At 51.1% G+C, this 20,458-nt stretch carries 25 protein-coding genes and 3 tRNA genes; 18 read left to right on the top strand and 10 right to left on the bottom strand.

Going from position 1 to position 20,458, the window contains the following annotated elements:
* Positions 1–117 precede the first annotated feature (117 nt).
* From NSS83_RS10695 to NSS83_RS10650, 10 genes are all read left to right on the top strand, one after another.
* Entirely contained in the window at positions 118–1,398 is a 1,281-nt protein-coding gene (locus tag NSS83_RS10695) for a dihydroorotase (RefSeq protein WP_341185234.1), read from the top strand.
* An 84-nt stretch (positions 1,399–1,482) separates the two neighbouring features.
* Positions 1,483–2,664: a glutamine-hydrolyzing carbamoyl-phosphate synthase small subunit gene (gene carA, locus NSS83_RS10690; protein WP_340752336.1), complete on the top strand. Its 1,182-nt coding sequence runs from the start codon at positions 1,483–1,485 to the stop codon at positions 2,662–2,664.
* Between the two features lies 1 nt (position 2,665).
* Positions 2,666–5,887 (top strand): carbamoyl-phosphate synthase large subunit, encoded by a 3,222-nt coding sequence (gene carB, locus NSS83_RS10685; RefSeq protein WP_341184496.1) that lies wholly within the window; start codon positions 2,666–2,668, stop codon positions 5,885–5,887.
* Between the two features lie 197 nt (positions 5,888–6,084).
* Entirely contained in the window at positions 6,085–6,801 is a 717-nt protein-coding gene (gene pyrF, locus NSS83_RS10680) for an orotidine-5'-phosphate decarboxylase (protein WP_341348722.1), read from the top strand.
* Positions 6,798–7,439: an orotate phosphoribosyltransferase gene (gene pyrE, locus NSS83_RS10675; protein WP_341184497.1), complete on the top strand. Its 642-nt coding sequence runs from the start codon at positions 6,798–6,800 to the stop codon at positions 7,437–7,439. The genes pyrF and pyrE overlap by 4 nt, the downstream gene beginning before the upstream one ends.
* A 786-nt stretch (positions 7,440–8,225) precedes the next feature.
* Positions 8,226–8,390 carry a hypothetical protein gene (locus NSS83_RS10670; protein ID WP_167347621.1) on the top strand — a complete coding sequence of 55 codons (165 nt, stop codon included), beginning with the start codon at positions 8,226–8,228 and terminating at the stop codon, positions 8,388–8,390.
* An 85-nt stretch (positions 8,391–8,475) separates the two neighbouring features.
* Positions 8,476–8,549, top strand: a tRNA-Met gene (locus NSS83_RS10665).
* A 49-nt stretch (positions 8,550–8,598) separates the two neighbouring features.
* Positions 8,599–8,672, top strand: a tRNA-Ile gene (locus tag NSS83_RS10660).
* Between the two features lie 348 nt (positions 8,673–9,020).
* Positions 9,021–9,326, top strand: coding sequence for a hypothetical protein (locus NSS83_RS10655; RefSeq protein WP_341184498.1), 306 nt, complete (start codon positions 9,021–9,023; stop codon positions 9,324–9,326).
* Positions 9,327–9,794: 468 nt separating this feature from the next.
* Complete coding sequence (locus NSS83_RS10650; protein ID WP_341184499.1) at positions 9,795–9,998, top strand: hypothetical protein; 204 nt, start codon at positions 9,795–9,797, stop codon at positions 9,996–9,998.
* A 435-nt stretch (positions 9,999–10,433) separates the two neighbouring features.
* Here the strand turns inward: NSS83_RS10650 and NSS83_RS10645 are convergent, their stop codons facing one another.
* Both NSS83_RS10645 and NSS83_RS10640 read right to left on the bottom strand, forming a co-directional pair.
* Positions 10,434–10,793 carry a hypothetical protein gene (locus NSS83_RS10645; protein ID WP_341150642.1) on the bottom strand — a complete coding sequence of 120 codons (360 nt, stop codon included), beginning with the start codon at positions 10,791–10,793 and terminating at the stop codon, positions 10,434–10,436.
* A gap of 294 nt (positions 10,794–11,087) precedes the next feature.
* Entirely contained in the window at positions 11,088–11,291 is a 204-nt protein-coding gene (locus NSS83_RS10640) for a DUF6199 family natural product biosynthesis protein (protein ID WP_341348239.1), read from the bottom strand.
* 215 nt (positions 11,292–11,506) lie between these two features.
* On the opposite strand from NSS83_RS10640, the gene NSS83_RS10635 reads away from it, so the two are divergent.
* Positions 11,507–12,310 (top strand): undecaprenyl-diphosphate phosphatase, encoded by an 804-nt coding sequence (locus NSS83_RS10635; protein ID WP_341348238.1) that lies wholly within the window; start codon positions 11,507–11,509, stop codon positions 12,308–12,310.
* Between the two features lie 37 nt (positions 12,311–12,347).
* On the opposite strand, the gene NSS83_RS10630 is transcribed toward NSS83_RS10635, so the two are convergent.
* The 3 genes from NSS83_RS10630 to NSS83_RS10620 form a co-directional block, all read right to left on the bottom strand.
* Positions 12,348–12,512 carry a hypothetical protein gene (locus tag NSS83_RS10630; protein ID WP_341184502.1) on the bottom strand — a complete coding sequence of 55 codons (165 nt, stop codon included), beginning with the start codon at positions 12,510–12,512 and terminating at the stop codon, positions 12,348–12,350.
* Between the two features lie 69 nt (positions 12,513–12,581).
* Positions 12,582–13,124 (bottom strand): ImmA/IrrE family metallo-endopeptidase, encoded by a 543-nt coding sequence (locus NSS83_RS10625; RefSeq protein WP_341348237.1) that lies wholly within the window; start codon positions 13,122–13,124, stop codon positions 12,582–12,584.
* A 143-nt stretch (positions 13,125–13,267) separates the two neighbouring features.
* On the bottom strand, positions 13,268–13,444 hold the full coding sequence (locus NSS83_RS10620; protein ID WP_341184504.1) for a YjfB family protein: 177 nt from the start codon (positions 13,442–13,444) through the stop codon (positions 13,268–13,270).
* Positions 13,445–13,612: 168 nt separating this feature from the next.
* Between NSS83_RS10620 and NSS83_RS10615 the strand changes: the two genes are divergently transcribed.
* The gene (locus NSS83_RS10615) at positions 13,613–13,768 is read left to right on the top strand and encodes a hypothetical protein (protein WP_155991357.1); all 156 of its coding nucleotides are present in this window, start codon (positions 13,613–13,615) and stop codon (positions 13,766–13,768) included.
* Positions 13,769–13,815: 47 nt separating this feature from the next.
* Here the strand turns inward: NSS83_RS10615 and NSS83_RS10610 are convergent, their stop codons facing one another.
* Positions 13,816–14,004, bottom strand: a complete 189-nt coding sequence (locus tag NSS83_RS10610; protein ID WP_341184505.1) for a hypothetical protein — start codon at positions 14,002–14,004, stop codon at positions 13,816–13,818.
* 87 nt (positions 14,005–14,091) lie between these two features.
* Positions 14,092–14,532 carry a NucA/NucB deoxyribonuclease domain-containing protein gene (locus NSS83_RS10605; RefSeq protein WP_341184506.1) on the bottom strand — a complete coding sequence of 147 codons (441 nt, stop codon included), beginning with the start codon at positions 14,530–14,532 and terminating at the stop codon, positions 14,092–14,094.
* A gap of 162 nt (positions 14,533–14,694) precedes the next feature.
* Here NSS83_RS10605 and NSS83_RS10600 point away from each other — a divergent pair, with 162 nt between their 5' ends.
* Positions 14,695–16,170, top strand: coding sequence for a glycosyl hydrolase (locus NSS83_RS10600; RefSeq protein ID WP_341348236.1), 1,476 nt, complete (start codon positions 14,695–14,697; stop codon positions 16,168–16,170).
* Positions 16,171–16,187: 17 nt separating this feature from the next.
* On the opposite strand, the gene NSS83_RS10595 is transcribed toward NSS83_RS10600, so the two are convergent.
* Positions 16,188–16,679, bottom strand: coding sequence for a PH domain-containing protein (locus tag NSS83_RS10595; RefSeq protein ID WP_341348235.1), 492 nt, complete (start codon positions 16,677–16,679; stop codon positions 16,188–16,190).
* A 201-nt stretch (positions 16,680–16,880) separates the two neighbouring features.
* Between NSS83_RS10595 and NSS83_RS10590 the strand changes: the two genes are divergently transcribed.
* The gene (locus tag NSS83_RS10590) at positions 16,881–17,483 is read left to right on the top strand and encodes a hypothetical protein (protein WP_341348234.1); all 603 of its coding nucleotides are present in this window, start codon (positions 16,881–16,883) and stop codon (positions 17,481–17,483) included.
* Between the two features lie 87 nt (positions 17,484–17,570).
* Here NSS83_RS10590 and NSS83_RS10585 read toward each other — a convergent pair whose 3' ends face one another.
* Positions 17,571–17,996: a GNAT family N-acetyltransferase gene (locus NSS83_RS10585; protein ID WP_341348233.1), complete on the bottom strand. Its 426-nt coding sequence runs from the start codon at positions 17,994–17,996 to the stop codon at positions 17,571–17,573.
* 275 nt (positions 17,997–18,271) lie between these two features.
* Between NSS83_RS10585 and NSS83_RS10580 the strand changes: the two genes are divergently transcribed.
* Positions 18,272–18,607: a YolD-like family protein gene (locus NSS83_RS10580; RefSeq protein ID WP_341348232.1), complete on the top strand. Its 336-nt coding sequence runs from the start codon at positions 18,272–18,274 to the stop codon at positions 18,605–18,607.
* 42 nt (positions 18,608–18,649) lie between these two features.
* Here NSS83_RS10580 and NSS83_RS10575 read toward each other — a convergent pair whose 3' ends face one another.
* Positions 18,650–18,811 (bottom strand): hypothetical protein, encoded by a 162-nt coding sequence (locus tag NSS83_RS10575; protein WP_200869526.1) that lies wholly within the window; start codon positions 18,809–18,811, stop codon positions 18,650–18,652.
* A gap of 181 nt (positions 18,812–18,992) precedes the next feature.
* Between NSS83_RS10575 and NSS83_RS10570 the strand changes: the two genes are divergently transcribed.
* The 3 genes from NSS83_RS10570 to NSS83_RS10560 all read left to right on the top strand — a co-directional run bounded on the left by NSS83_RS10570 (position 18,993) and on the right by NSS83_RS10560 (position 20,449).
* Positions 18,993–19,679 (top strand): M15 family metallopeptidase, encoded by a 687-nt coding sequence (locus NSS83_RS10570; protein WP_341348231.1) that lies wholly within the window; start codon positions 18,993–18,995, stop codon positions 19,677–19,679.
* Positions 19,680–19,754: 75 nt separating this feature from the next.
* Positions 19,755–20,219, top strand: coding sequence for a WGxxGxxG family protein (locus tag NSS83_RS10565; RefSeq protein WP_341348230.1), 465 nt, complete (start codon positions 19,755–19,757; stop codon positions 20,217–20,219).
* Positions 20,220–20,363: 144 nt separating this feature from the next.
* A tRNA-Leu gene (locus tag NSS83_RS10560) sits at positions 20,364–20,449 on the top strand.
* The last annotated feature ends 9 nt before the right edge of the window (positions 20,450–20,458 follow it).

The following is a 20,458-nucleotide window of genomic DNA, read 5'->3' as shown; positions in this document are numbered from 1 at the left end:
GAACGGCAACCAAAAAAACCTCACATAAGAGCATTAATAAATATACACAAAGATGAATTTTTATTATATAATAACTACAGAGCTTACGGCTGCGGCCGGAAGGCACAAAGGAGAATCATAACCGTGATCATCAAAAATGCCAGTGTACTGAACGAAGAAGGCGTGCTGGAGCGCAAGCATATTGTTGTGCAGGACGGAGTTATCTCGAAGATTCAGGATGCCGCCGAGGCGGTAGAAGAAGCCGGAGAGACCGTTGAAGCGGAAGGCAAGCTGCTGATACCGGGACTGATCGATATGCATGTGCACCTGCGTGAGCCGGGCTTCGAGCATAAGGAAACCATTGAGACGGGGGCGCGCTCGGCGGCCAAGGGCGGATTCACCACGATTGCCTGCATGCCGAACACACGCCCGGTAACTGACAGTGCAGAGATCGTACAGCTGGTGAAGGATAAGGCACGCGAAGCGGGGCTTGTGAAGGTGCTGCCTTACGCGGCCATTACCAAGAATGAGCTGGGACGCGAGCTGACGGATTTTGCGGCACTGAAGGAAGCGGGAGCGATCGGCTTCACCGATGACGGCGTAGGCGTGCAGAGTGCGCAGATGATGAAGGATGCGATGAAGCTGGCGAAGGAACTGGATATGCCGGTGATTGCCCACTGTGAGGATAACTCGCTGGTGGAAGGAGCGCCGGTAGCCGAAGGCACTTTTGCCGACAAGCATGGCCTGAAGGGAATTCCGAATGAGTCGGAAGCCATTCATGTAGGCCGTGACATTCTGCTGTCTGAAGCAACGGGTGTCCACTATCATGTGTGCCATGTCAGCACTGAGCAATCGGTCCGGCTGATCCGCCAGGCGAAGCAAATCGGCATTAAGGTAACCGCCGAGGTGTGCCCGCATCATCTGCTGCTCTCGGAGGAAGATATTCCTGGCATGGACGCCAATTGGAAAATGAACCCGCCGCTGCGCTCCCGCCGCGACGTGGAAGCCTGCATCGAAGGGCTGCTGGACGGCACGCTGGATATCATCGTGACCGACCATGCCCCGCACAGCGAAGAAGAGAAAGCCAAGGGCATGCAGCTTGCACCGTTTGGCATCACCGGCTTTGAGACGGCCTTCCCGCTGCTGTATACCACTTTTGTGGCCACAGGCAAATGGGATCTGTCCCTGCTGGTGCAGCGGATGACCGCTGATCCGGCCCGGGTGTTCAGACTGAATACAGGCAGCCTTGCAGTAGGGGCGCCTGCCGATCTGACCCTGATTGATTTGAATGAAGAGAAGGAAGTAGACCCTGCAACGTTTGCGAGCAAGGGCCGCAATACACCTTTTACCGGATGGAAGCTTAAGGGCTGGCCGGTGAAGACCTGGGTAGACGGCAGAGCCGTATGGAGTGAGGCTTAACAGAAGTAAGCAGTAGCCCATGCAGCCCGGCTGCATGGCTGTGACATAAGAATCAGACTACAGAAACAAGAAGGAGTGGAAGGCATGCAGGCGAGATTGCTGCTTCAGGACGGAACACTGTTTACAGGCACCGCATTTGGCGCGGAAGGCGAGAAAACGGGCGAGGTTGTTTTTAACACAGGAATTACAGGCTATCAGGAGGTACTATCGGACCCTTCGTACTGCGGCCAGATCGTCACCATGACGTATCCGCTGATCGGGAATTACGGCATTACCCGTGATGATTTCGAGTCCGTGCGCCCTTTTGTACACGGCTTTGTTGTGCGGCGCCACGAATCCGTACCCAGCAACTGGCGTGCTGAATACAGTGTAGACGATCTGCTGAAGGAATATGATATTCCCGGCATCAGCGAGATTGATACCCGTATGCTTACCCGGATTATCCGCCACTACGGCACCATGAAGGCGATCCTCACCACTTCTAACAAGCGTGTGGAAGAATTAATGGAGATGATGGGTGACACTACTATTGAGGAGCTGCGCAATCAGGTAGCCCGTACCTCTACGACAGCAGCCTACAGCAGCCCGGGCACCAAAGAACGCATCGTGCTGGTCGATTACGGCGCGAAGACAGGTATCCTGCGTGAACTGAACAACCGCGGCTGTGATGTGGTGGTTGTGCCTCATGATGTCACTGCAGACGAGATCCGCCGCTTGAACCCGGATGGCATTCAGCTCTCGAATGGCCCTGGGGACCCGAAGGATGTACCTTATGCGGTACAGACCATCTCCGAGCTGCTCGGCGAATACCCGATCTTCGGCATCTGCCTGGGACACCAGCTGTTCGCACTGGCCTGCGGCGCTGATACAGAGAAGCTTAAGTTCGGCCATCGCGGCGGGAACCATCCGGTGAAGGAGCTGGAGAGCGGACGCTGCTTCATCACCTCCCAGAACCATGGCTACACCGTGAACGAGGAATCGATTGCCAGCACAGACCTGGAAGTTACCCATATCAATAACAATGACAAGACCGTTGAAGGACTGAAGCATACCCGCTACCCCGCTTTTTCGGTGCAGTACCATCCGGAAGCGGCGCCGGGACCGCATGACAGCAGTTATCTGTTCGACCGTTTCCTGCAGCTGATCGCAGACCACAAGGCGCAGCGGCCGGCCGGATCGCGCCAGGCACAGCTTGCGGCGAATGCCAGAATCACGGCACCGAAATCATCCGCACCCCAGCTTGAAGCCGTGAAAGGAGCTCTATAACATGCCTAAGAACAACAAACTCAAAAAAATTCTGGTTATCGGCTCCGGTCCGATCGTTATTGGTCAAGCTGCCGAATTCGACTATGCAGGCACACAGGCCTGCCAAGCCCTTAAGGAAGAGGGCGTCGAGGTCGTGCTGATCAACAGCAACCCGGCAACGATTATGACTGATACCAATATGGCTGACAAAGTATACATTGAACCAATTACACTTGATTTCGTAACCGGCATTATCCGTCAGGAGCGCCCGGACGGGCTGCTGCCTACACTCGGCGGACAGACCGGCCTGAACATGGCCGTAGAGCTGGCCCGTGCCGGTGTCCTGGAGCAAGAGAAAGTGAAGCTGCTGGGCACACAGCTCGAATCCATCGAGAAAGCAGAAGACCGCGATTTGTTCCGCGAGCTGATGCGCGAGCTGGAACAGCCTGTGCCGGAGAGTGCGATTATTACGAGTGTGGAAGAAGCGCTTGGCTTCGCCGCAGGAATCGGCTATCCGCTGATCGTTCGTCCGGCCTACACGCTGGGCGGAACCGGCGGCGGGATCTGCGACAACGAAGAAGAGCTGCGCGAGACCGTTAAGGCGGGTATCCGTTACAGCCCGATCGGCCAATGTCTGGTCGAGAAGAGTATCGCCGGCATGAAGGAAGTCGAATATGAGGTTATGCGCGATGCGAATGACAACTGTATTGTAGTCTGCAACATGGAGAACTTTGATCCGGTTGGCGTACATACGGGCGACAGTATCGTTGTGGCGCCGAGCCAGACGCTGTCCGACCGTGAATATCAGATGCTGCGCAGCGCTTCCCTGAAGATTATCCGCGCGCTGAATATTGAAGGCGGCTGTAACGTACAGTTCGCCCTGGACCCGCAGAGCTACCAATATTACGTTATTGAAGTGAATCCGCGTGTCAGCCGCTCCTCGGCGCTGGCATCGAAGGCGACCGGTTATCCGATTGCCAAAATGGCGGCCAAGATTGCCCTCGGCTATACGCTGGATGAAATCGTCAACCCGGTAACCGGCCAGACGTATGCTTGCTTCGAGCCTACGCTGGACTATATCGTCAGCAAGATCCCGCGCTGGCCGTTCGACAAATTCATCTCGGCGAACCGCAAGCTGGGAACGCAGATGAAGGCGACCGGAGAGGTCATGGCGATTGGCCGGACTTTTGAAGAGTCGATTCACAAGGCGATCCGGTCGCTGGAGATCGGTGTCCACCGTTTCCGTCTGCCGGGAGCGGAGCTGCTTGAAGAGAGTGTGCTGCGCTATAGACTTGCCAAGCCGGATGATGAGCGCCTGTTCCTGATCGCGGAAGCCTTCCGCCGGGGCTATGAGCTGCAGGAGATTCAGGATATTACGAATGTGGACTGGTGGTTCCTCTCCAAGATCGAGGGGCTTGTGAGCTTCGAGGAAGAGATCCGTGCCGAAGAGACCTTGTCTGCTGAGACGCTGTATCAGGCCAAGCGCAAGGGCTTCACAGACCGGGCAATTGCCGAGATCCGTGCCGAAGGCCGTCCAGGCGGAGCATTCACCAAGGAGTCAGAGGTACGTGTGCTGCGTCTGCAGCAGGGTCTGGTTCCGGTATTCAAAATGGTAGATACCTGCGCCGCTGAATTTGAGGCCACTACACCATATTACTACTCGACCTATGAGACGGAGAATGAGGTCATTCATTCCGACAAGCAGAAGGTCATTGTCCTCGGCTCCGGCCCGATCCGTATCGGCCAGGGGATTGAATTTGACTACTCCACAGTGCATGCGGTGTGGGCGATTCAGAAGGCCGGCTATGAAGCTGTAATTATCAATAATAATCCAGAGACCGTCTCAACGGATTTCAATACCTCGGACCGTCTGTACTTTGAGCCGCTGTTCTTCGAGGATGTCATGAACGTAATTGCCCAGGAGAATCCGATCGGAGTCATCGTACAATTCGGCGGACAGACCGCGATTAACCTGGCTGCACCGCTTGCTGCTGCGGGTGTGAATATTCTGGGTACCAGCCTGGCGAGCATCGATGAAGCTGAGAACCGCAAGAAGTTCGAAGCGCTGCTGGCCCGTCTGGATATCGCACAACCTAAAGGCAAGACCGTAATCAACATTGATGAAGCCGTCGAAACCGCGCAATCGCTTGGTTATCCGGTGCTGGTTCGTCCATCGTATGTCCTGGGCGGACGTGCTATGGAGATTGTCTACAACGACACCGAGCTGCTGAGCTACATGGTTGAAGCGGTAAAAGTAAATCCGGAGCATCCGGTGCTGATCGACCGCTACATGCTGGGCAAGGAAGTGGAAGTGGACGCCATCTGTGACGGAGAGACAGTTGTCATTCCGGGCATCATGGAGCATGTGGAACGCGCAGGGGTTCACTCCGGCGACTCCATCGCAGTCTACCCGCCGCAATATCTGGATGAAGGTCTGAAGCAGAAGATTGCTGAGATCACCATCAAGATTGCCAAGGAGCTCAAGACCATCGGTCTGGTGAACATCCAGTTCGTCATTTATCAGAATGAAGTGTATGTGATTGAGGTCAACCCGCGCTCCTCGCGTACGGTTCCGTTCCTTAGCAAGGTAACCGGTATTCCGATGGCGAACCTGGCGACCAAGATCATTCTGGGCGGCAAGCTGAAGGAAGACGGGTACACGGAAGGTCTGTGGCCGGAGAGCGATTATGTGTCGGTAAAAGTGCCGGTGTTCTCTTTTGCCAAGCTGCGCAGAGTGGAGCCTACGCTGGGACCGGAGATGAAATCTACCGGTGAAGTCATGGGCCGCGACAAGCTGTATGCCAAGGCGCTCTATAAAGGTCTGATCGGTGCAGGAATGAAGATTCCAGCTACCGGAGCAATCATCGTAACCGTAGCCGACAAAGACAAGGCTGAAGCGGTAGAGCTGATGAAGGGCTTCCATGCCATGGGCTACAAAATCATCGCTACCGGCGGTACAGCAGCGGCGCTGGAGCAGGCGGGGCTGAACGTGATGAACGTTAACAAGCTGGATGAGGGCGAGCCGACTATTCTGGATCTGATCCGCGGCGGTCAAGCGAACTTCGTCTTCAATACACTGACCAAGGGCAAAACGCCTGAGCGTGACGGATTCCGCATCCGCCGTGAAGCGGTAGAGAACGGAGTCGTATGTATGACCTCGCTCGATACGGTAACGGCGCTGCTAAGAATGCTTCAGACGATTAACTTCTCGTCCCAGTCGATGCCTGCTTTTGTCGGACAATAAGATAGAGGGTGAGGCAGCTGTAACAGGCTGCTACAGGAACGGTTTGCGTTAACGCAGACCGTTCCCCTATGCCCGGGACCTTAATATCGAAGGTGTTGGATACGATAACTAAGAAAGAAGGTTGGCGAATGGAACGGACAGCAGCAGAGCAGCAGCACGGGCACGAGAATGTCGGACAGATTGAGAAATGGAATGAAATGGCCGGACGGCTGATGGTTGCCCTGGATTACCCGAATGCAGACCAGGCGCGGGCGCTGATCGAACAGCTCGAAGGTATCCCTTGCTATATGAAGGTGGGCATGCAGCTGTTCTATGCCGCCGGTCCTGACTTCATCCGGGAGCTGAAGGAGCGCGGATATTCGGTATTCCTTGATGTCAAAATGCACGATATCCCCAACACGGTCCGGGGTGGTGCTGAGAGCCTAACCGGGCTGGGCGTGGACATGTTCAACGTACATGCCGCCGGGGGCGCAGCCATGATGGCGGCTGCGGTGGAAGGAGCGGCTCAGGCGGTCAGCCTGAAGCCATCGCTGCACATGTCGCTGATCATTGCAGTAACCCAGCTTACCAGCACTAGCCAGGAAGTGATGAACCGCGAAATCGGCATAGCCGGAACAGTGACCGATGCAGTGGTGCGATACGCCAAGCTGGCAGCGGAAGCAGGCTTGCATGGAGTGGTAGCATCCCCGCAGGAATCCGTGGTGATTGCTGAAGCGTGCGGACCCGAGTTCCGCACGGTTACCCCGGGCATCCGGCCCGCTGGTGCGTCACTGGACGATCAGTCCCGGGTCATGACGCCCGGACAGGCTATTCGCCAAGGCAGCCACTACCTGGTAGTGGGCCGGCCGATTACAGCCGCGGCAGATCCGCGTGCGGCAGCACTATCTATTATTGAGGAGATGAGCCAAGCATGAGCAAATTAGAGAATCGAAGTGAACAGGTCGCAAGTCATCTGCTGGAGATCGGAGCCGTAGCCCTGCGCCCGCAGGAGCCGTTCACCTGGACCTCCGGCATCAAATCGCCGATCTATTGCGACAACCGTCTGACCATGGCCTTCCCGGCAGTCCGCAATTACATTGCGGAGGCCTTCGCAGAGCTGATCAGAACCAGCTACCCGGACGCAGAGGTGATTGCCGGGACAGCAACCGCCGGTATCCCGCATGCGGCCTGGGTGGCCGATAAGCTCGGTCTCCCGATGGCTTACATCCGGGACAAGGCCAAAGGCCACGGCAAGCAGAACCAGATCGAAGGACTGATCGCGCCCGGCCAGAAGGTCGTTGTGATCGAGGACCTGATCTCCACCGGGGGCAGCTCCATCAAAGCCGCACAGGCCGTACAAGAAGCAGGCGGCCTCCCGCTGGCCGTCTTGGCCATCTTCAGCTACGAGCTGGACCGCGCCGTAGAAGCCTTCGCCGCTGCCGAGCTTCCGCTCCAGAGCTTGTCCAACTACAGCACGCTGATTAATGTGGCGCTGGCCCAAGGCAAGATCGCAGAGAGCGATGTAGCGCTGCTGCAATCCTGGCGACAGGACCCTGCCGCCTTCGGCGTGTAGGGCTGTAGAGGACCCTGAGGATGGAAGATGGTGCGTGGAGAATGTTGAGAATACGTAAAGCGTAAACGTAGAGCGTAAACGTAAAGCTTAGAAAATGCGTAGAAGAAGCCTTGTCCTCCTTTACCGGGGGGGCTGGGCTTTTTAGAATTAATATGTTTTGGGGTCCCTGCAAAGTACCTGAGTCATCATCGAAGCTAAAGTCGCACTTTGTGGGGTTATTTTGTGCTAATAATTAGTTTTTGGACAGTCAGGAAAAGAAGTGGAAAAACAGCATCTATTCAATGGCTCAGCACACTTCTGGATGCTCTAGTTGGAAAAAATACACTTGTTGAGACCCGAAATGGACAATAACGCAGATACGGCGTGAACTAGATGACCTAAATCCACTTATTTCTTTTGAAGAGGCGATTTCCGCCCAAGCAAGTGTACAAAATCCAACTGTAATCATCTCAACTGCTTGTTATCTCCACAGCCCCTAATTAGCTGCATACTCCAATATCCATGCGTTACTAACCAATCTCATCATGTCTTGCTCCAGTGAAGAATGTGACCGCTACTCTCATCACATTCGTTCCATTGCCCACCACCTTGTTTTCAACTCATTTGTTATACTCCATATCCCCTGTAATCTGCTCCATGCCTGCGTTATTCTTCAACCAGTAACCTAAGCATACGGGCAGAAATTGCCATCTTCTCCGCCAAGCTATCCTCTAATTTTCTTGCAAAACTGGGCATGATAAATAGCACCGGGACATATATTATTGCGATGAAGGAGAAGAGGGTATCATGAATTGGATCTATTTTGCCAAGTTGTTCAGGACCAGATTTCAAGCGGGCTGCCTTGCCAAAAGACTGGAGCAGGACGGCTGGATCTATGGCTATCATGATCCGAGTTTTGTGGAAATATACCGTTCGCGCAAGGGCCGTTATGGTGTGCGTTTTCTGCCTTAGACAGAAAATCCAAAATCATCCTTGACTTAATGCATGGCTATATTGTATATTATCTATTGTCGCTGTTTAAATAATTATTAACTGACGCGGGGTGGAGCAGCCCGGTAGCTCGTCGGGCTCATAACCCGAAGGCCGCAGGTTCAAATCCTGCCCCCGCAATTACCTTATTACACCGGACAGCACTCGTATAATACGGATATCCTAGTCCGGGCCCTTAGCTCAGTTGGTTAGAGCGGTCGGCTCATAACCGATTGGTCACAGGTTCGAGTCCTGTAGGGCCCACTTCACTTAACCCCCTTGCCTAGCAAGGGGGTTTTACTTTGTTCAGGGTAGTTTCCCAACCTTGCTAACAGATTTGCAAACGAAGTACATTTATCCATATAATAGAACTGTTTGGCTTCGAATCATCTATTTGGTTAATTATTACTCAAATTATTAAGCACGATATGGTACCCTCCTGAAACTATTAATCTGAGAGTCGTAAGAACGACTGATGCACATATAGACATTGAGTAGTGCAAAGACTGTTTATAGAGGCGTTAAGAATTGCACGGTTTTGTTCCAGAAGGAAGGGTCGGAAGGAAGATACTTCTAGATGTCGAAATGTGATGTCGAAGGGAGGTGAGTGTAATGGATGATTGGGGGGAGAAAATAAAAAAAGCATTTGATGTTCATGTTGAGAAAAGAGTAAATATAACTACTGCTTTGAACTCACTTATGGTTGAACTAAGAGATCGACAAGGACTAAAACCTAATGTAGAACTTATAAATGAATATCCTTTGGTTTGGAGGATATTGATTCAAGGCCGCTGTGTTGATATTAGCGAAGAGGAAATTGATGATATCCGGGATTCATTGCCTAGTTTCAATGGTTCAGGTGAGAAATTACCCTTACTTGATGGAATTAAGAAATTGTTAGTTGAAAAATTTAATTAAGCGCCTTAGGATGATTTTTTGTGTTTTTAGAGGGCCTATTATATATGTTCTCAAACACTTTCAAACAATAAACTCGTCTGGCATTAAGCCAGGCGGGTTTATTTTATAGCTTTTGCAAATGCTCAATAACTATGTTCATGAACTTCTTAAAATTTTTTTAAAGCTTGTTACTTCCATTCTCTTGTTCTTTAGCTTTCTCACTGAAATGTATGCTAATAATAGCAATTACCAATAAAATTACACCTACTACATTAGAGAATGCAGGCTCATTGTTTGAAATTGATCGTATTAACAACCGAATATTAATAGCAAGAGCCCCGAACCAACATATGTAAACAAACCATTTAGTACTGTTCTTCATTATTTCACCTTTCATATACATTATTTTATAATTATACAATATAGAATCAGCATGTTTCGCTTTCAAGCTGATCTTTAGGTTTCCATTATCCCAATTAAGGAGGAATTATGAACCAGAGAAAAATCGTTAATTTAACAGTGATTATTCTGATCATATGTATTTTTTATTATTTTTTCGTAAGCGGAGGTACTGCTGCGGTTGGAAGAATAGAAAAGCTTTTTTTGAAGGAAAAGGAGTCGTATTTTATGGCTTACAAATATAATTTGCTGCGTAAACCTTACCTTGTGAAAATTAAAGAAGATGAAATATAATCTGTGTATGACTTGATCAAGGGGTGAAACAATGAAGTTACTGGACGGTCTCTAGCTTCCCTGAAGGAGGTTAGAGCTGAGTTGACTAGAAGCGTTAAGAAAACACCCGTAAGTAAAGATCAGGCAAATCCCTGGACGAAACGACAGGCAAGCAAGGCTGTGCGAAGATACTCCCGAGGTATTCCTTATGGTAAATTCTATCGAAAAATTTATTGTTCGTGGGATATAAGCGATTGGAGATTTTACAAACCTTATTTGCAAGCGGTCAAGGAATGGGAGACCAATGGTAGAAGTTGGCACAGACCCGTTAGCCTTCAGAAATTAACTTTAAACTGGAATAAGGATTTTAAAAGAAAATAAGAAAAGGGGTTGCCGATAGGGAAGCGTCGGCGGCTCCTTTTCTTATGTACGTTCTGCCTTAAAGAAGAGCTAGTTTTAATTTCTATCTACTAAAATAGTATATGCAGTTATGTTTCCGAATTCATCATATGAAAATATAGTTGAGGCTCCATATTGAACAGCTTGAACCCATCCATCTTCATACAATACAATAGCCCCATCATTAAAAATTAGTTCAAGTGATCCGGGGAGATACTTCCAATATCCTGAATTCATGTGAACAATAATTTGTTCAAAACTAGCCTTGGCACTCACATCTTGTGGAGTAACCTTGTTTAGAGTAGATACTGCGGGAAGATCAGGAGTCTGGATGGATGCAGTTGCTGCAAAAGAGGTGGAGCCTAAAGCGAAACAAGCTGTAACGGTTAAAAGGCCAACCAAAAGTTTCTTTTTCATACTTCAAACCTCCAAAATGAGTATTTTGTGTGTTACATAAGTAATAATAGATTAAATGGATTTATATGTATATAAGTAATAAGTATGGTTTTTAATGATATTTTTTGTCATATATTGGAGGTTAATGTCGTTTGTTGATTTTTAATTGGATTTGAATAATATGTCCTAGGACTTTGTAAGGATTATTATTAAAATGCAATTATATATAAGTTTTTACTAATGAAAAACGGGCCATTTTGTGGCCCGCGTGTTCGACTAAATTTCAATATTTGATTTTTAATGCTTATTAGGGAATTAACCAAACATAGAAGGCAAAAAGAACAAGAAAAAGAGAATAAGAACGATCACGCTGGTGATTCTGCTCATCATAAGATAAGCCTCGCTGGGCCCGGAGTCGCCTTTGACCATCCAGCCGTAACGCATATGCCAGCCCATGGCCGGGAAGAAGATATTCAATACTGCAATCAATACGAAGAGAACAGCGAAAATAACAACCATTTTTACCAGCTCCTTTCTCCATTTACGAAAGCCCATTGCATGAAGTTGCATATTTCTGGATGCAGCTTCAAATTAACAACGCAGAATTCTTCCAGCCCCACGTGACACTTATGTCACATCAACCCCCATATTGTTAGCTCATTCGATGGGGAATTCTATCTGCGCCTCTTATACTGGAAATATATTGATTTACTTCCGAAAGGGGCTATTCACCAGTGACTGAAGCTATCAAAGCAATACTATTAGGGATTATTGAGGGGTTGACTGAATTCTTGCCGGTCTCGTCTACCGGGCACCTTATCCTGGCAGGGGATCTGCTGAAGTTCGAGGGGGAGGCTGCGGTTACCTTCAAAATCGTAATCCAGCTGGGTGCGGTAATGGCCGTGTTGATGCTGTATTGGAAAAAGTATGTGAACATCGGAATGAATATGCTGAAGCTGGATTTCTCCAAGAGCAAGGGACTGAATGCCATCCACATGATCCTGGCTATGGTTCCGGCACTGGTGGTGTATCTGCTCTTCAAAGATACGATCAAGAGCCAGTTATTCGGCCCTAAGCCGGTCCTGATTGGTCTGATTGCCGGTGGCCTGTTGATGATCTTCGCTGCACGCAGCAGGAGAACCGTTACGTCAGAGACGGTGGACGGTCTTAACTATACGCAAGCCTTTGGCATCGGGCTGTTCCAGTGCTTAGCGCTATGGCCCGGGTTCTCCAGATCCGGCTCGACGATCTCAGGGGGCCTCCTGCTGGGAACCAGCCAGAAAGCCGCTGCGGACTTCACCTTCCTGATCTCAGTACCGGTAATGTTCGGAGCCAGCCTTCTGGACCTCTATGACAGCCGGGATCTGCTGAATTCAGATTCACTGACCCTGATGCTGATCGGGTTCGTGACGTCCTTCCTCGTAGCCATGATTGCAGTGGTCACGTTCATCAAGCTGATCAAGCGGCTCCGCCTGGAGTGGTTCGCGCTGTACCGCTTCGTGCTAGCAGGACTGTTCTATGTAATTGTCATCCTGTAATGGGCCTCTGGTGTGATCCGCTCAGGAGGCTCAGCACTCAGCCGTATTCCTTAGGCTCCTGCAGCAGGATGGAGAAGGTCTGGGTCTCGTGGTCCACTTCAATCGTCTCGATACCCACAAAATCCGGAATTTCAGGATGAACGGCATCCACGCTGTATTCAGGGTGAGTCAGCAATAATTGAATGACTTTCAAGGCTTCCACGTTGATCTTGATCCCCTTTACAGTAGAATCTCGTGTTCTGATTTATAGTCTGTATTATCCCCGCAGCGCTTAGCGAATATGTCTGTGGATGATATTTCTGTCTTCGTTACGTTCCATAACAGCCATTAATTGACCCTGGAAAATCCGTCTCTGGATCTGGTCGATCCGCTGGAGCGCGAGGGGGATTGGCACCTGGAATGCTACAGCCAGCTCGGCAACGGCATCCTCACGAAGTTCGGGCAGCGTCTTCTCGGAGATCATGGTATAGGGCATGGAGGCATACAGGATGAACCGGTCGGATTCATCTCTCTGCGCCTGAGTGAACTCTCCGGGCATAAGTGTAGACTTACCGGCATGCCGCAGCAGATGACACAGCTCATGGAGGAATTCCAGCCGCTGCAGCTCGGGAGGGAGCCGGTTGTCGATGAACATGCTGTACATTCCGGCTGTAGCCTCAATCGCCTTACTGCGGACATCCAGATAGTGCACCCAGATATTAAGCCGCTTCGCTATGTAATCAATGGAGATGTCGGACGGCTTGCGGACACCAATACGCTGGTATAGATCCTCTGTCCATTTCTCCAATGCGGTCATCTGATAATAGCCTTGCATAATCAATCACCCCATATATAAGATCGTATGTTCGTATTATTGGCCAAAAGAAAAGCCCGTAAGGGCTAAGCAGCAGTTCAGCGCGCACTCTTCACCGGCTGAAATATGGAACTGGTGTTCCTGTGTATGTAAGCATAAAGGAATTACGCCCGAATATCAAGTGTTTTTCCCAAGGTGGGGTGCGTGGCCTGACTCAGCATCTGAATCATATCCTGGGCACCGCTCTGCGCCTGCTCCTTGGCAAGGCTCATCACCTGCAGCCCTGCGGCCTGCTGTAAGGATGACTGGCTCATCACTACGGATAATGCAGCAATATCCATCCGGCATTCCTCCTCCATATGTTGTGAAGCTATTGCTTCATACTCTATATCGACCACTGGACGCCTGTCCGTTAGGTGAATGGTATTTCTTTGCCAATTGGCCCATGCAAGGGAGCGGAATTCCACATATTCTGTGCTGTATTCAATATTCAAGAGGAGGAATTAATCATGGGAGCAGAGTATGGTTGCGGTTGTGGAAATAACGTAGGTGGAGTGAATCAGGGACCTCCAATCGTTCCGGTAGTAAGCCCTTGGACTTCGACAGGTGCAATTCTGGTTCTGTTCATCCTGCTGGTTATCATCACAAAAGCCTGCTTGTTCTAGAACAGCCTATAGCCAGTGTAGCCCTGTCCGGCCTGTGCCGGATAGGGCTATTTCTTTTTCCTGTTATTTTTACGGACTGTTGGCCCGATCTGGCGTTTGATTCTGCCTGTAGCTGCATCCGTTTCAATGATATAGAGCTCCTTAATTGTTCCTGCAAGCGCGAACCATTCCTGTAAGGCTTCAGCTTCGGACATAGGGCCGTACAGCCGTTTGCCCCGATAACAGATATAGAACACATGCGGCTCTCCATCAAAGTTATATTATCCCATTTCATTCTACGCTTTATCGCAGTGAAATTGAATAACATCCCCCACAATGCCGGCTTACTTGAAAATAAACTCTACGCGCGTACCGTCTGCGAACGTCTCCAGCTGATTGCCGACCCAGCTTCCCGCTCCGCGGTTATCACTGGGGGTTATGTACTCAATATGGGCCCCGGCTCCGCCTTCCTCACACATGGCCATCGGCCATTCGTCCCGGTCATAGCCTTTCTTCGTGGGAACTCCCTTCAGCGACGCCTTGCGGTTCTCCTCCGCATCCTTGCGGTTGATCGTGCAGATGGCTGATTCTCCCTTACGGATGGCCTTCTGGATGTGCCTCGCGGTCTCCGGGTAGCGGTCTGCCGGGAACTTCAGCTTCACGACCTCCGAAGAATGACCGGAAGGTGTCTGCGGCAGCCATTGCCCGTTTTCTTCCAGCAGGTAGGCGGACAGACTGAGCAGGGCGATAATGATGAGACTGATGATGGATTTTTTGGCTTTCATATCTGCTCCTTTGGATGTGGGTATGGGTATAATGCCTGTGCCCTGAATAGTATAGCGTAAGAATAACCGATTGGGACAGCCCGAATTCTGTGCAGCAGCCGTGCTGAAGTTCCATAATTCGTCATAATATGTACAAACACAAGGAAAAGGATGGTGGAAAATGTGGAACAGCGCAACCTCAGGGACCTGCTGGATTCGGCCTCGCGGCTGATTGGTGATGTGCAGTGGCAAGCGGCTTTTCGCAAAATACAGATGTCTCCCGCTGACGCGGAGCTGGGGGCGCCCGCACGGAAGCTGCTGGAGACGCTGTACTGGCTGCAGGGCCAGGGAATGATCAGCGGCCAGCATGATTACCTGGAGAGTCCGGATGATATCAACAACAAGCTGAAGAATACGGCGGGTACCTATGCCGGACTGCACGGCTATGAGATGGGGCCAATTAGCGGCCAGACGGAGAAGCTCATCAGCAGTCAGCGTCAGGGCGTAACGGACAGTGCGATCCGCTGGCACAAGGCCGGGGGCATCGTAGCGATGACCTATCATGCCAACATGCCGGGTACGGCACCAGCCTGGACGAATGTCTCCATGAGCCTCAGCGAAGCTAATTTCAGCAAGTACATCACACCGGGAACACCCGAGTATACGGCGATGATTGCCGAGCTGGATAAGGTAGCTGTTTTCCTGAAAAAACTGAATGATGCCGGTGTCCCCGTCCTCTGGAGACCATACCATGAGATGAACGGCGGCTGGTTCTGGTGGGGGCAGAAATCCTCCTTCGTGACCCTCTGGGAGATCATGTTCGAGCGGTATACCGTCTATCATCAGCTGCACAATCTGCTGTGGGTGTGGAGTCCGAATGCCAAGAACAAGAATAGTGAGGAGCCGGCGAAGTATTATCCGGGCAGCGGCAGAGTGGATGTGCTGGCGGCGGATATTTTCGAGGGGGATTACAAGGCAATCCATCATGATACGCTCTGGGACCTGGGGCGCGGCAAGCTGATCGCCATCGGTGAGAACGGGGAGCTTCCACCGCCAGCTGTGCTGGCAGGCACGCAGAACAAATGGAGCTTCCAGATGACCTGGGGCAAGATGCTGTACGAGCGCAATAAGGATGCAGTGATTCAGGCTTTTATGAAAAATAGTGCCGTATTCTCCAGAGACGACTATTCGGCCAAAGCGGCGGCGTATGCTTCTTCAGGAGGGGTACTCCCCAAACCGGGCCTCTATGGGCAGTATTACAACAATATTACGCTTACCGGCACGCCTGCCCTCACCCGGACAGATGCCAATATTAACTTCGCCTGGAGACAGGCAGCGCCCGATCCGGCTGTTCACGCAGATCTGTTCTCGGTACGCTGGAGCGGCCGGATAAGCGCTGCCTATAGTGAGACCTACACGATCTATTCGTATTCAGATGACGGAATCCGGATATGGATCGACGGGAAGCTGATTATTGACAGCTGGATCAAGCAGAGCGGGCAGGAGCGGCAAGGCACTGTGAGTCTGATTGCGGGGAAGCTGCATGAGCTGAAGGTGGAGTACTATGAGAACCAGGGGGATGCGCGGGCGGTACTGATGTGGGAGAGCCCCAGCCAGGCCAAAGGCGTAATTCCGGCAGGAGCCCTCTACCTTCCATAACAGAGTGTAACGAAGCGTCAGATATGCTCGCGGTAGCTGATGTTGTTGGCGATTTTCTCATCACGGACGGCTTGGCGCAGGATATCCTTAACAGACTGAACCTTACGGATTCTATAGAAGGGGAGCTGTGGAGATGAAGCATCATCCGATAAAATGATCAGCGTCCCGATGCCCAGCATACGCTGCATAACCGACTGGGTGACGGAGAAATCATTGACCCGCAGCAGCTCGATTTCTTCGACATCCTTGCCGATCAGCCCGCTCTTCACCATAATCCGCTGGGACGTAATCGTATATTTGGTGGTATTCAGCCCGATCAGCCCCTTGAGACGGTCGGAGATGCCGGCAGGCTTGCCCTGCCATAATTCTTGTTCGGGACCGGAGCTATGGCCAGACGCCGGACGGCGTGCTGTTGCCGGAGAACCGGCCTCTTCTGTGCTTGCCCCGCATTCCCCGCAGAATTTGGCACCTTGCTTGTATTCCGCACCACATACTGTGCAATAAGCCATGATAGATCTTCCTCTCCTTGAACGGATAAATTCATTATAGTATAACAGCAATTGCCAGTCATCAAATGGTTATTGATCGCCATTTCTCCCTATGAATACGCTTAACTTCTGACATATGTTTCATTACGCCGACTTTTACATTAATTTCATTTGCACTTAACAAAAAACGATATTATTCTGTTAAGTGGAGGGATATTAACTATGAGACAAGCTTTACTTACAGGACTGCTAATGGCCGTCATGATCCTCAGTGCCTGCGGCAATAACAGCACCGAACCGGCTTCCCCGGAAGCGGTGCAGGAGACGGTACAGAACTTTTACAATGAAATGTCGAAATTCGACGAAATGGGCAAATCCTCGCTAGAGAACTTCAACACCACATTCACCTCTTATTCCACCGGACAAGCGACAGACAAAGAATTCCAGAAGGCTGTAGACAGCTTCCAGGATACCGCCTCCGAGCTTGCAGATCATGTGAACGATATCAAGATTGCGGGCGGCTTGCCGGATACGATCGAGAAGCTGCTTAGAGATTCGGTGATTGCTTTCAAGAGTGCCTATCAGATTAAGGAGAAGGCTTCCAAGAGCGCAGTATCGCCCGATGTGACCGCCGAGGAATTCAATGAGATGAATCAGCAGGCGGACGTAGCCATGCTCTATGGCATCTCCAAGCTGAATGAAGCCAGAGAAGCCGCCGGACTGATTGAGCCGGAGCAATCCGTACCAGGAACTGTGTCAGATGCAGGCACAGATGCCAAGCAGGAACCGGGTACCGGAAGCGCAGGGACTTCGTCAGTGAAATAAGCAGAGACAAGGCTTGTTATACGCCAAAGGATTCAGATGAAGACGCTGTACAGCATTACTGTAGGCGTCTTTTTGCTGCCGATTGAATTATTGGTCCAATCTTTTTGAGAAGTACTTAGGGGCTTCCCTGAAACCTTGTCTTTCATAAAATGTATGAGCCGCTATTCTTCTGGCATGGCAATGAACCTGGATACTGGCACATCCTCTTCGGGTGGCGGAAGCTGAAGCGGATTCCACTAATTCCTGTCCAATTCCCTTACTTCTAGCTGAGGAGTCCACAACCAGATAACTAATGGAGGCGATATCTTCTCTCATGCCCAGTTGCGGGATATAATGCAGGGAAAGACAGGCGATAACACCTCCTTCCGCTTCATAGACCATTAACTCCTCATTGGGGTCAGCAAGAAGTCTTTCTATATTCTCTTTCATATAAAGCCCGGTATCCGGATAACCTAACTGCGTCAATAGTCTGGAAATACCCTCTCGATCCTCCACATTTGCTGCTCTAATCATAAATATCATCTCCGTTCTTTCTACACCTTTCCCCTAATGATGGCATCAGATTAGCTAAATTACTAGAACCACAGTATGGCTGTTTTCATGCAGGTGTGGTGCTAGCTCAACCCTTTGTTATGATCAGTTGAAGCCCTTCTTCTGCGTCCTTGCTCTGACATTAATTTCTGCTTGCTTAACAAGCTGAATCGCGGATATAATACAAACATACGTTCTGTTTATGAGCGGAAAGATGATGTAGTCCGGGTTATAAACATCAGAGTGGGGGAATAGCAATGGGCAAGAAGCTTGAAGCGGGCGGTCTGCGGGAGAGCAGCCGAAGCATGTTGACGGAGCATAAGGGCGGGATCAGGAGGGACGAACGGGAGACCTGGCATAGCCTGAGGCCGGTGCTGGATGAGCAGAAGCTGGAGGAGATTGAGCATACGCTGGCCTTATCGCTACGGAGTCATGTGCGGGTAACGCTGGTGCTGTATGGTTCTCAGGAGCAGGTGAAGCTGAGCGGGTTCGTGACCTCCATTCACACCCACTCGCGGGAATTCAAGCTGCAGTGGGCGGAGGAATGGAAGTGGCTGCTTGTAGATGACATTGTGGAGGCTTATATTGTCTAAAAGGTAAGCTCTCTGCCTGGGATCAGCACGGGCACGCCTCATTTACTTGCTGCGGTGTCCATCCGTCTTCTCATAGGCAATCAGCGTGACTTCCGGGTTCCCGGTCATCCGGGCAATCTCCGATTCAGCCTGGCGGATCACCTCCACGACATCCTCCTGGTCGCTAAGCGGGGCTATTCTGTAGCTGTCGCTGTGTATCTCCATGTTCAATCCCCCCTTTCCGTTAGAATGACCTGACTTGCGGTCTGCATTCTTATTCTGGCCTGTAGGTGCACAGTTCATCCGGGGAGATAAGGTGCTACACAGCTTCATTTTGTGAAAAAAATGGTCATCGGCGTAAGCCGCCCGGCCAAAGCGGGCATATACTATACCAGGGGGTGAGTAGATGCTTACTTTGGAGCAAGTCAAGCAGAAGTCGGCCGCAAGGCTGGCGAAGCTGCATCCGGCTGTGCTGGCCGGGGCGAACGAGCTGATTAGACGGAGCTATAACCGGGGGGTACCGATCCTCATTACGCAGGGCATGCGCACGATAGCGCAGCAGAATGAGCTATATGCTCAAGGGAGAACCAAGAAGGGCGACATTGTAACGAATGCCCGGGGAGGCGACAGCTACCATAATTACGGACTGGCAATAGACTTTGCGCTGCTGCTGCCGGATGGCAGGAATGTGTCTTGGGATATGACCCGTGACGGGGACGGCGACAAGGTGTCAGACTGGCAAGAGGTAGTGCAGGAGGGGAAGAAGCTGGGGTTCGAATGGGGCGGGGACTGGACCTCCTTCAAGGATTACGCTCATCTGCAGATGAGCTTCGGCCTTAGCATCCAGGACCTGAAGGCAGGCAGACGGCCTACTGCCCAGCAGAGTGCAGCTGCACTAAGCCGTATAACCGGAGGTGAGCCAGAGGTGAACAAGGATATCCCGGTAAATATTACGCTCAATGGAAAGAAGCTGACGACCGGCGTCATGGACGATGCGGTAACCTATGCGCCTGTACGTGCGGTTGCGGAAGCACTTGGAGCCAAGGTCACGTATAATGCGTCCAGCAAGACCGTGAACATTGTGAAGGAATAACTTCTCTGCATAGATGCTGTCCCGGATGGGGAAATTATCAGCGATTAACCACATCCATGAAGGGGGCACAACATTTTGAACAAGCTGATCACAAGTCTTGCCTGCGGTACGGTCCTGTCCATGAGTCTGCTCGGAGCAGGTGACATCTCCGCAGCAGCTCCGGGCGGTATGACAACTACGACTCCGGGCGTTATGAGCACCACCGCTCCAGGCATGAACAACATGTCTACTGACGGCCGGATGGGCAACATGGGCAATATGGATGACCGGATGATGGACGGCCGGGGCAACACCATGATGAATGAGACCAGAGATTCCATGCACAAGACCGAAAACATCATGAAGGACAAAATCCGTACCGGGAACAACAGCTCTGTCTCCCCGCTGTCCAACGACATGCCTACCGGCAGATATCGGGCACAGAGCACGACCACCACAGACAATAACGATAACCGCTCCAACTGGGGCTGGCTCGGTCTCGTCGGTCTCCTGGGTCTGGCTGGCATGCGCAGCAGAACCGGCGAGCGCGACCGCCACTAGGATTTGGCCGTGGACAACAAGCCCGTATCAGCTTTGGCTGACCGGGCTATTTTTTTGAGGACAGGGAAAACAGGAAATATTTATTGCGTATCCACCTAATACGTGCTATTATATTTCTTGTCGCGTAAGAACGCGCAATACCATGCCGGGGTGGCGGAACAGGCAGACGCACAGGACTTAAAATCCTGCGGTACGTGAGTACCGTACGGGTTCGACCCCCGTCCTCGGCATATATAGTA

The organism is Paenibacillus sp. FSL H3-0469 (genome assembly GCF_038051945.1).
Lineage (GTDB): Bacteria > Bacillota > Bacilli > Paenibacillales > Paenibacillaceae > Paenibacillus_AQ.
This window is presented reverse-complemented; position numbering and strand designations above follow the sequence as displayed.

What these genes read in the sequence shown, in the direction of transcription:
- NSS83_RS10625 (WP_341348237.1), bottom strand. Translation starts at nt 13,124, where the DNA reads ATGCAAGGCTATTATCAGATGACCGCATTGGAGAAATGGACAGAGGAT.
- NSS83_RS10575 (WP_200869526.1), bottom strand. Translation starts at nt 18,811, where the DNA reads ATGGAGATACACAGCGACAGCTACAGAATAGCCCCGCTTAGCGACCAG.
- NSS83_RS10580 (WP_341348232.1), top strand. Translation starts at nt 18,272, where the DNA reads ATGGGCAAGAAGCTTGAAGCGGGCGGTCTGCGGGAGAGCAGCCGAAGC.
- NSS83_RS10655 (WP_341184498.1), top strand. Translation starts at nt 9,021, where the DNA reads ATGGATGATTGGGGGGAGAAAATAAAAAAAGCATTTGATGTTCATGTT.
- pyrF (WP_341348722.1), top strand. Translation starts at nt 6,085, where the DNA reads ATGGCCGGACGGCTGATGGTTGCCCTGGATTACCCGAATGCAGACCAG.
- NSS83_RS10615 (WP_155991357.1), top strand. Translation starts at nt 13,613, where the DNA reads ATGGGAGCAGAGTATGGTTGCGGTTGTGGAAATAACGTAGGTGGAGTG.
- carA (WP_340752336.1), top strand. Translation starts at nt 1,483, where the DNA reads ATGCAGGCGAGATTGCTGCTTCAGGACGGAACACTGTTTACAGGCACC.
- NSS83_RS10620 (WP_341184504.1), bottom strand. Translation starts at nt 13,444, where the DNA reads ATGGATATTGCTGCATTATCCGTAGTGATGAGCCAGTCATCCTTACAG.
- NSS83_RS10605 (WP_341184506.1), bottom strand. Translation starts at nt 14,532, where the DNA reads ATGAAAGCCAAAAAATCCATCATCAGTCTCATCATTATCGCCCTGCTC.
- NSS83_RS10585 (WP_341348233.1), bottom strand. Translation starts at nt 17,996, where the DNA reads ATGATTAGAGCAGCAAATGTGGAGGATCGAGAGGGTATTTCCAGACTA.
- NSS83_RS10590 (WP_341348234.1), top strand. Translation starts at nt 16,881, where the DNA reads ATGAGACAAGCTTTACTTACAGGACTGCTAATGGCCGTCATGATCCTC.
- NSS83_RS10670 (WP_167347621.1), top strand. Translation starts at nt 8,226, where the DNA reads ATGAATTGGATCTATTTTGCCAAGTTGTTCAGGACCAGATTTCAAGCG.
- carB (WP_341184496.1), top strand. Translation starts at nt 2,666, where the DNA reads ATGCCTAAGAACAACAAACTCAAAAAAATTCTGGTTATCGGCTCCGGT.
- NSS83_RS10640 (WP_341348239.1), bottom strand. Translation starts at nt 11,291, where the DNA reads ATGGTTGTTATTTTCGCTGTTCTCTTCGTATTGATTGCAGTATTGAAT.
- NSS83_RS10650 (WP_341184499.1), top strand. Translation starts at nt 9,795, where the DNA reads ATGAACCAGAGAAAAATCGTTAATTTAACAGTGATTATTCTGATCATA.
- pyrE (WP_341184497.1), top strand. Translation starts at nt 6,798, where the DNA reads ATGAGCAAATTAGAGAATCGAAGTGAACAGGTCGCAAGTCATCTGCTG.
- NSS83_RS10645 (WP_341150642.1), bottom strand. Translation starts at nt 10,793, where the DNA reads ATGAAAAAGAAACTTTTGGTTGGCCTTTTAACCGTTACAGCTTGTTTC.
- NSS83_RS10595 (WP_341348235.1), bottom strand. Translation starts at nt 16,679, where the DNA reads ATGGCTTATTGCACAGTATGTGGTGCGGAATACAAGCAAGGTGCCAAA.
- NSS83_RS10570 (WP_341348231.1), top strand. Translation starts at nt 18,993, where the DNA reads ATGCTTACTTTGGAGCAAGTCAAGCAGAAGTCGGCCGCAAGGCTGGCG.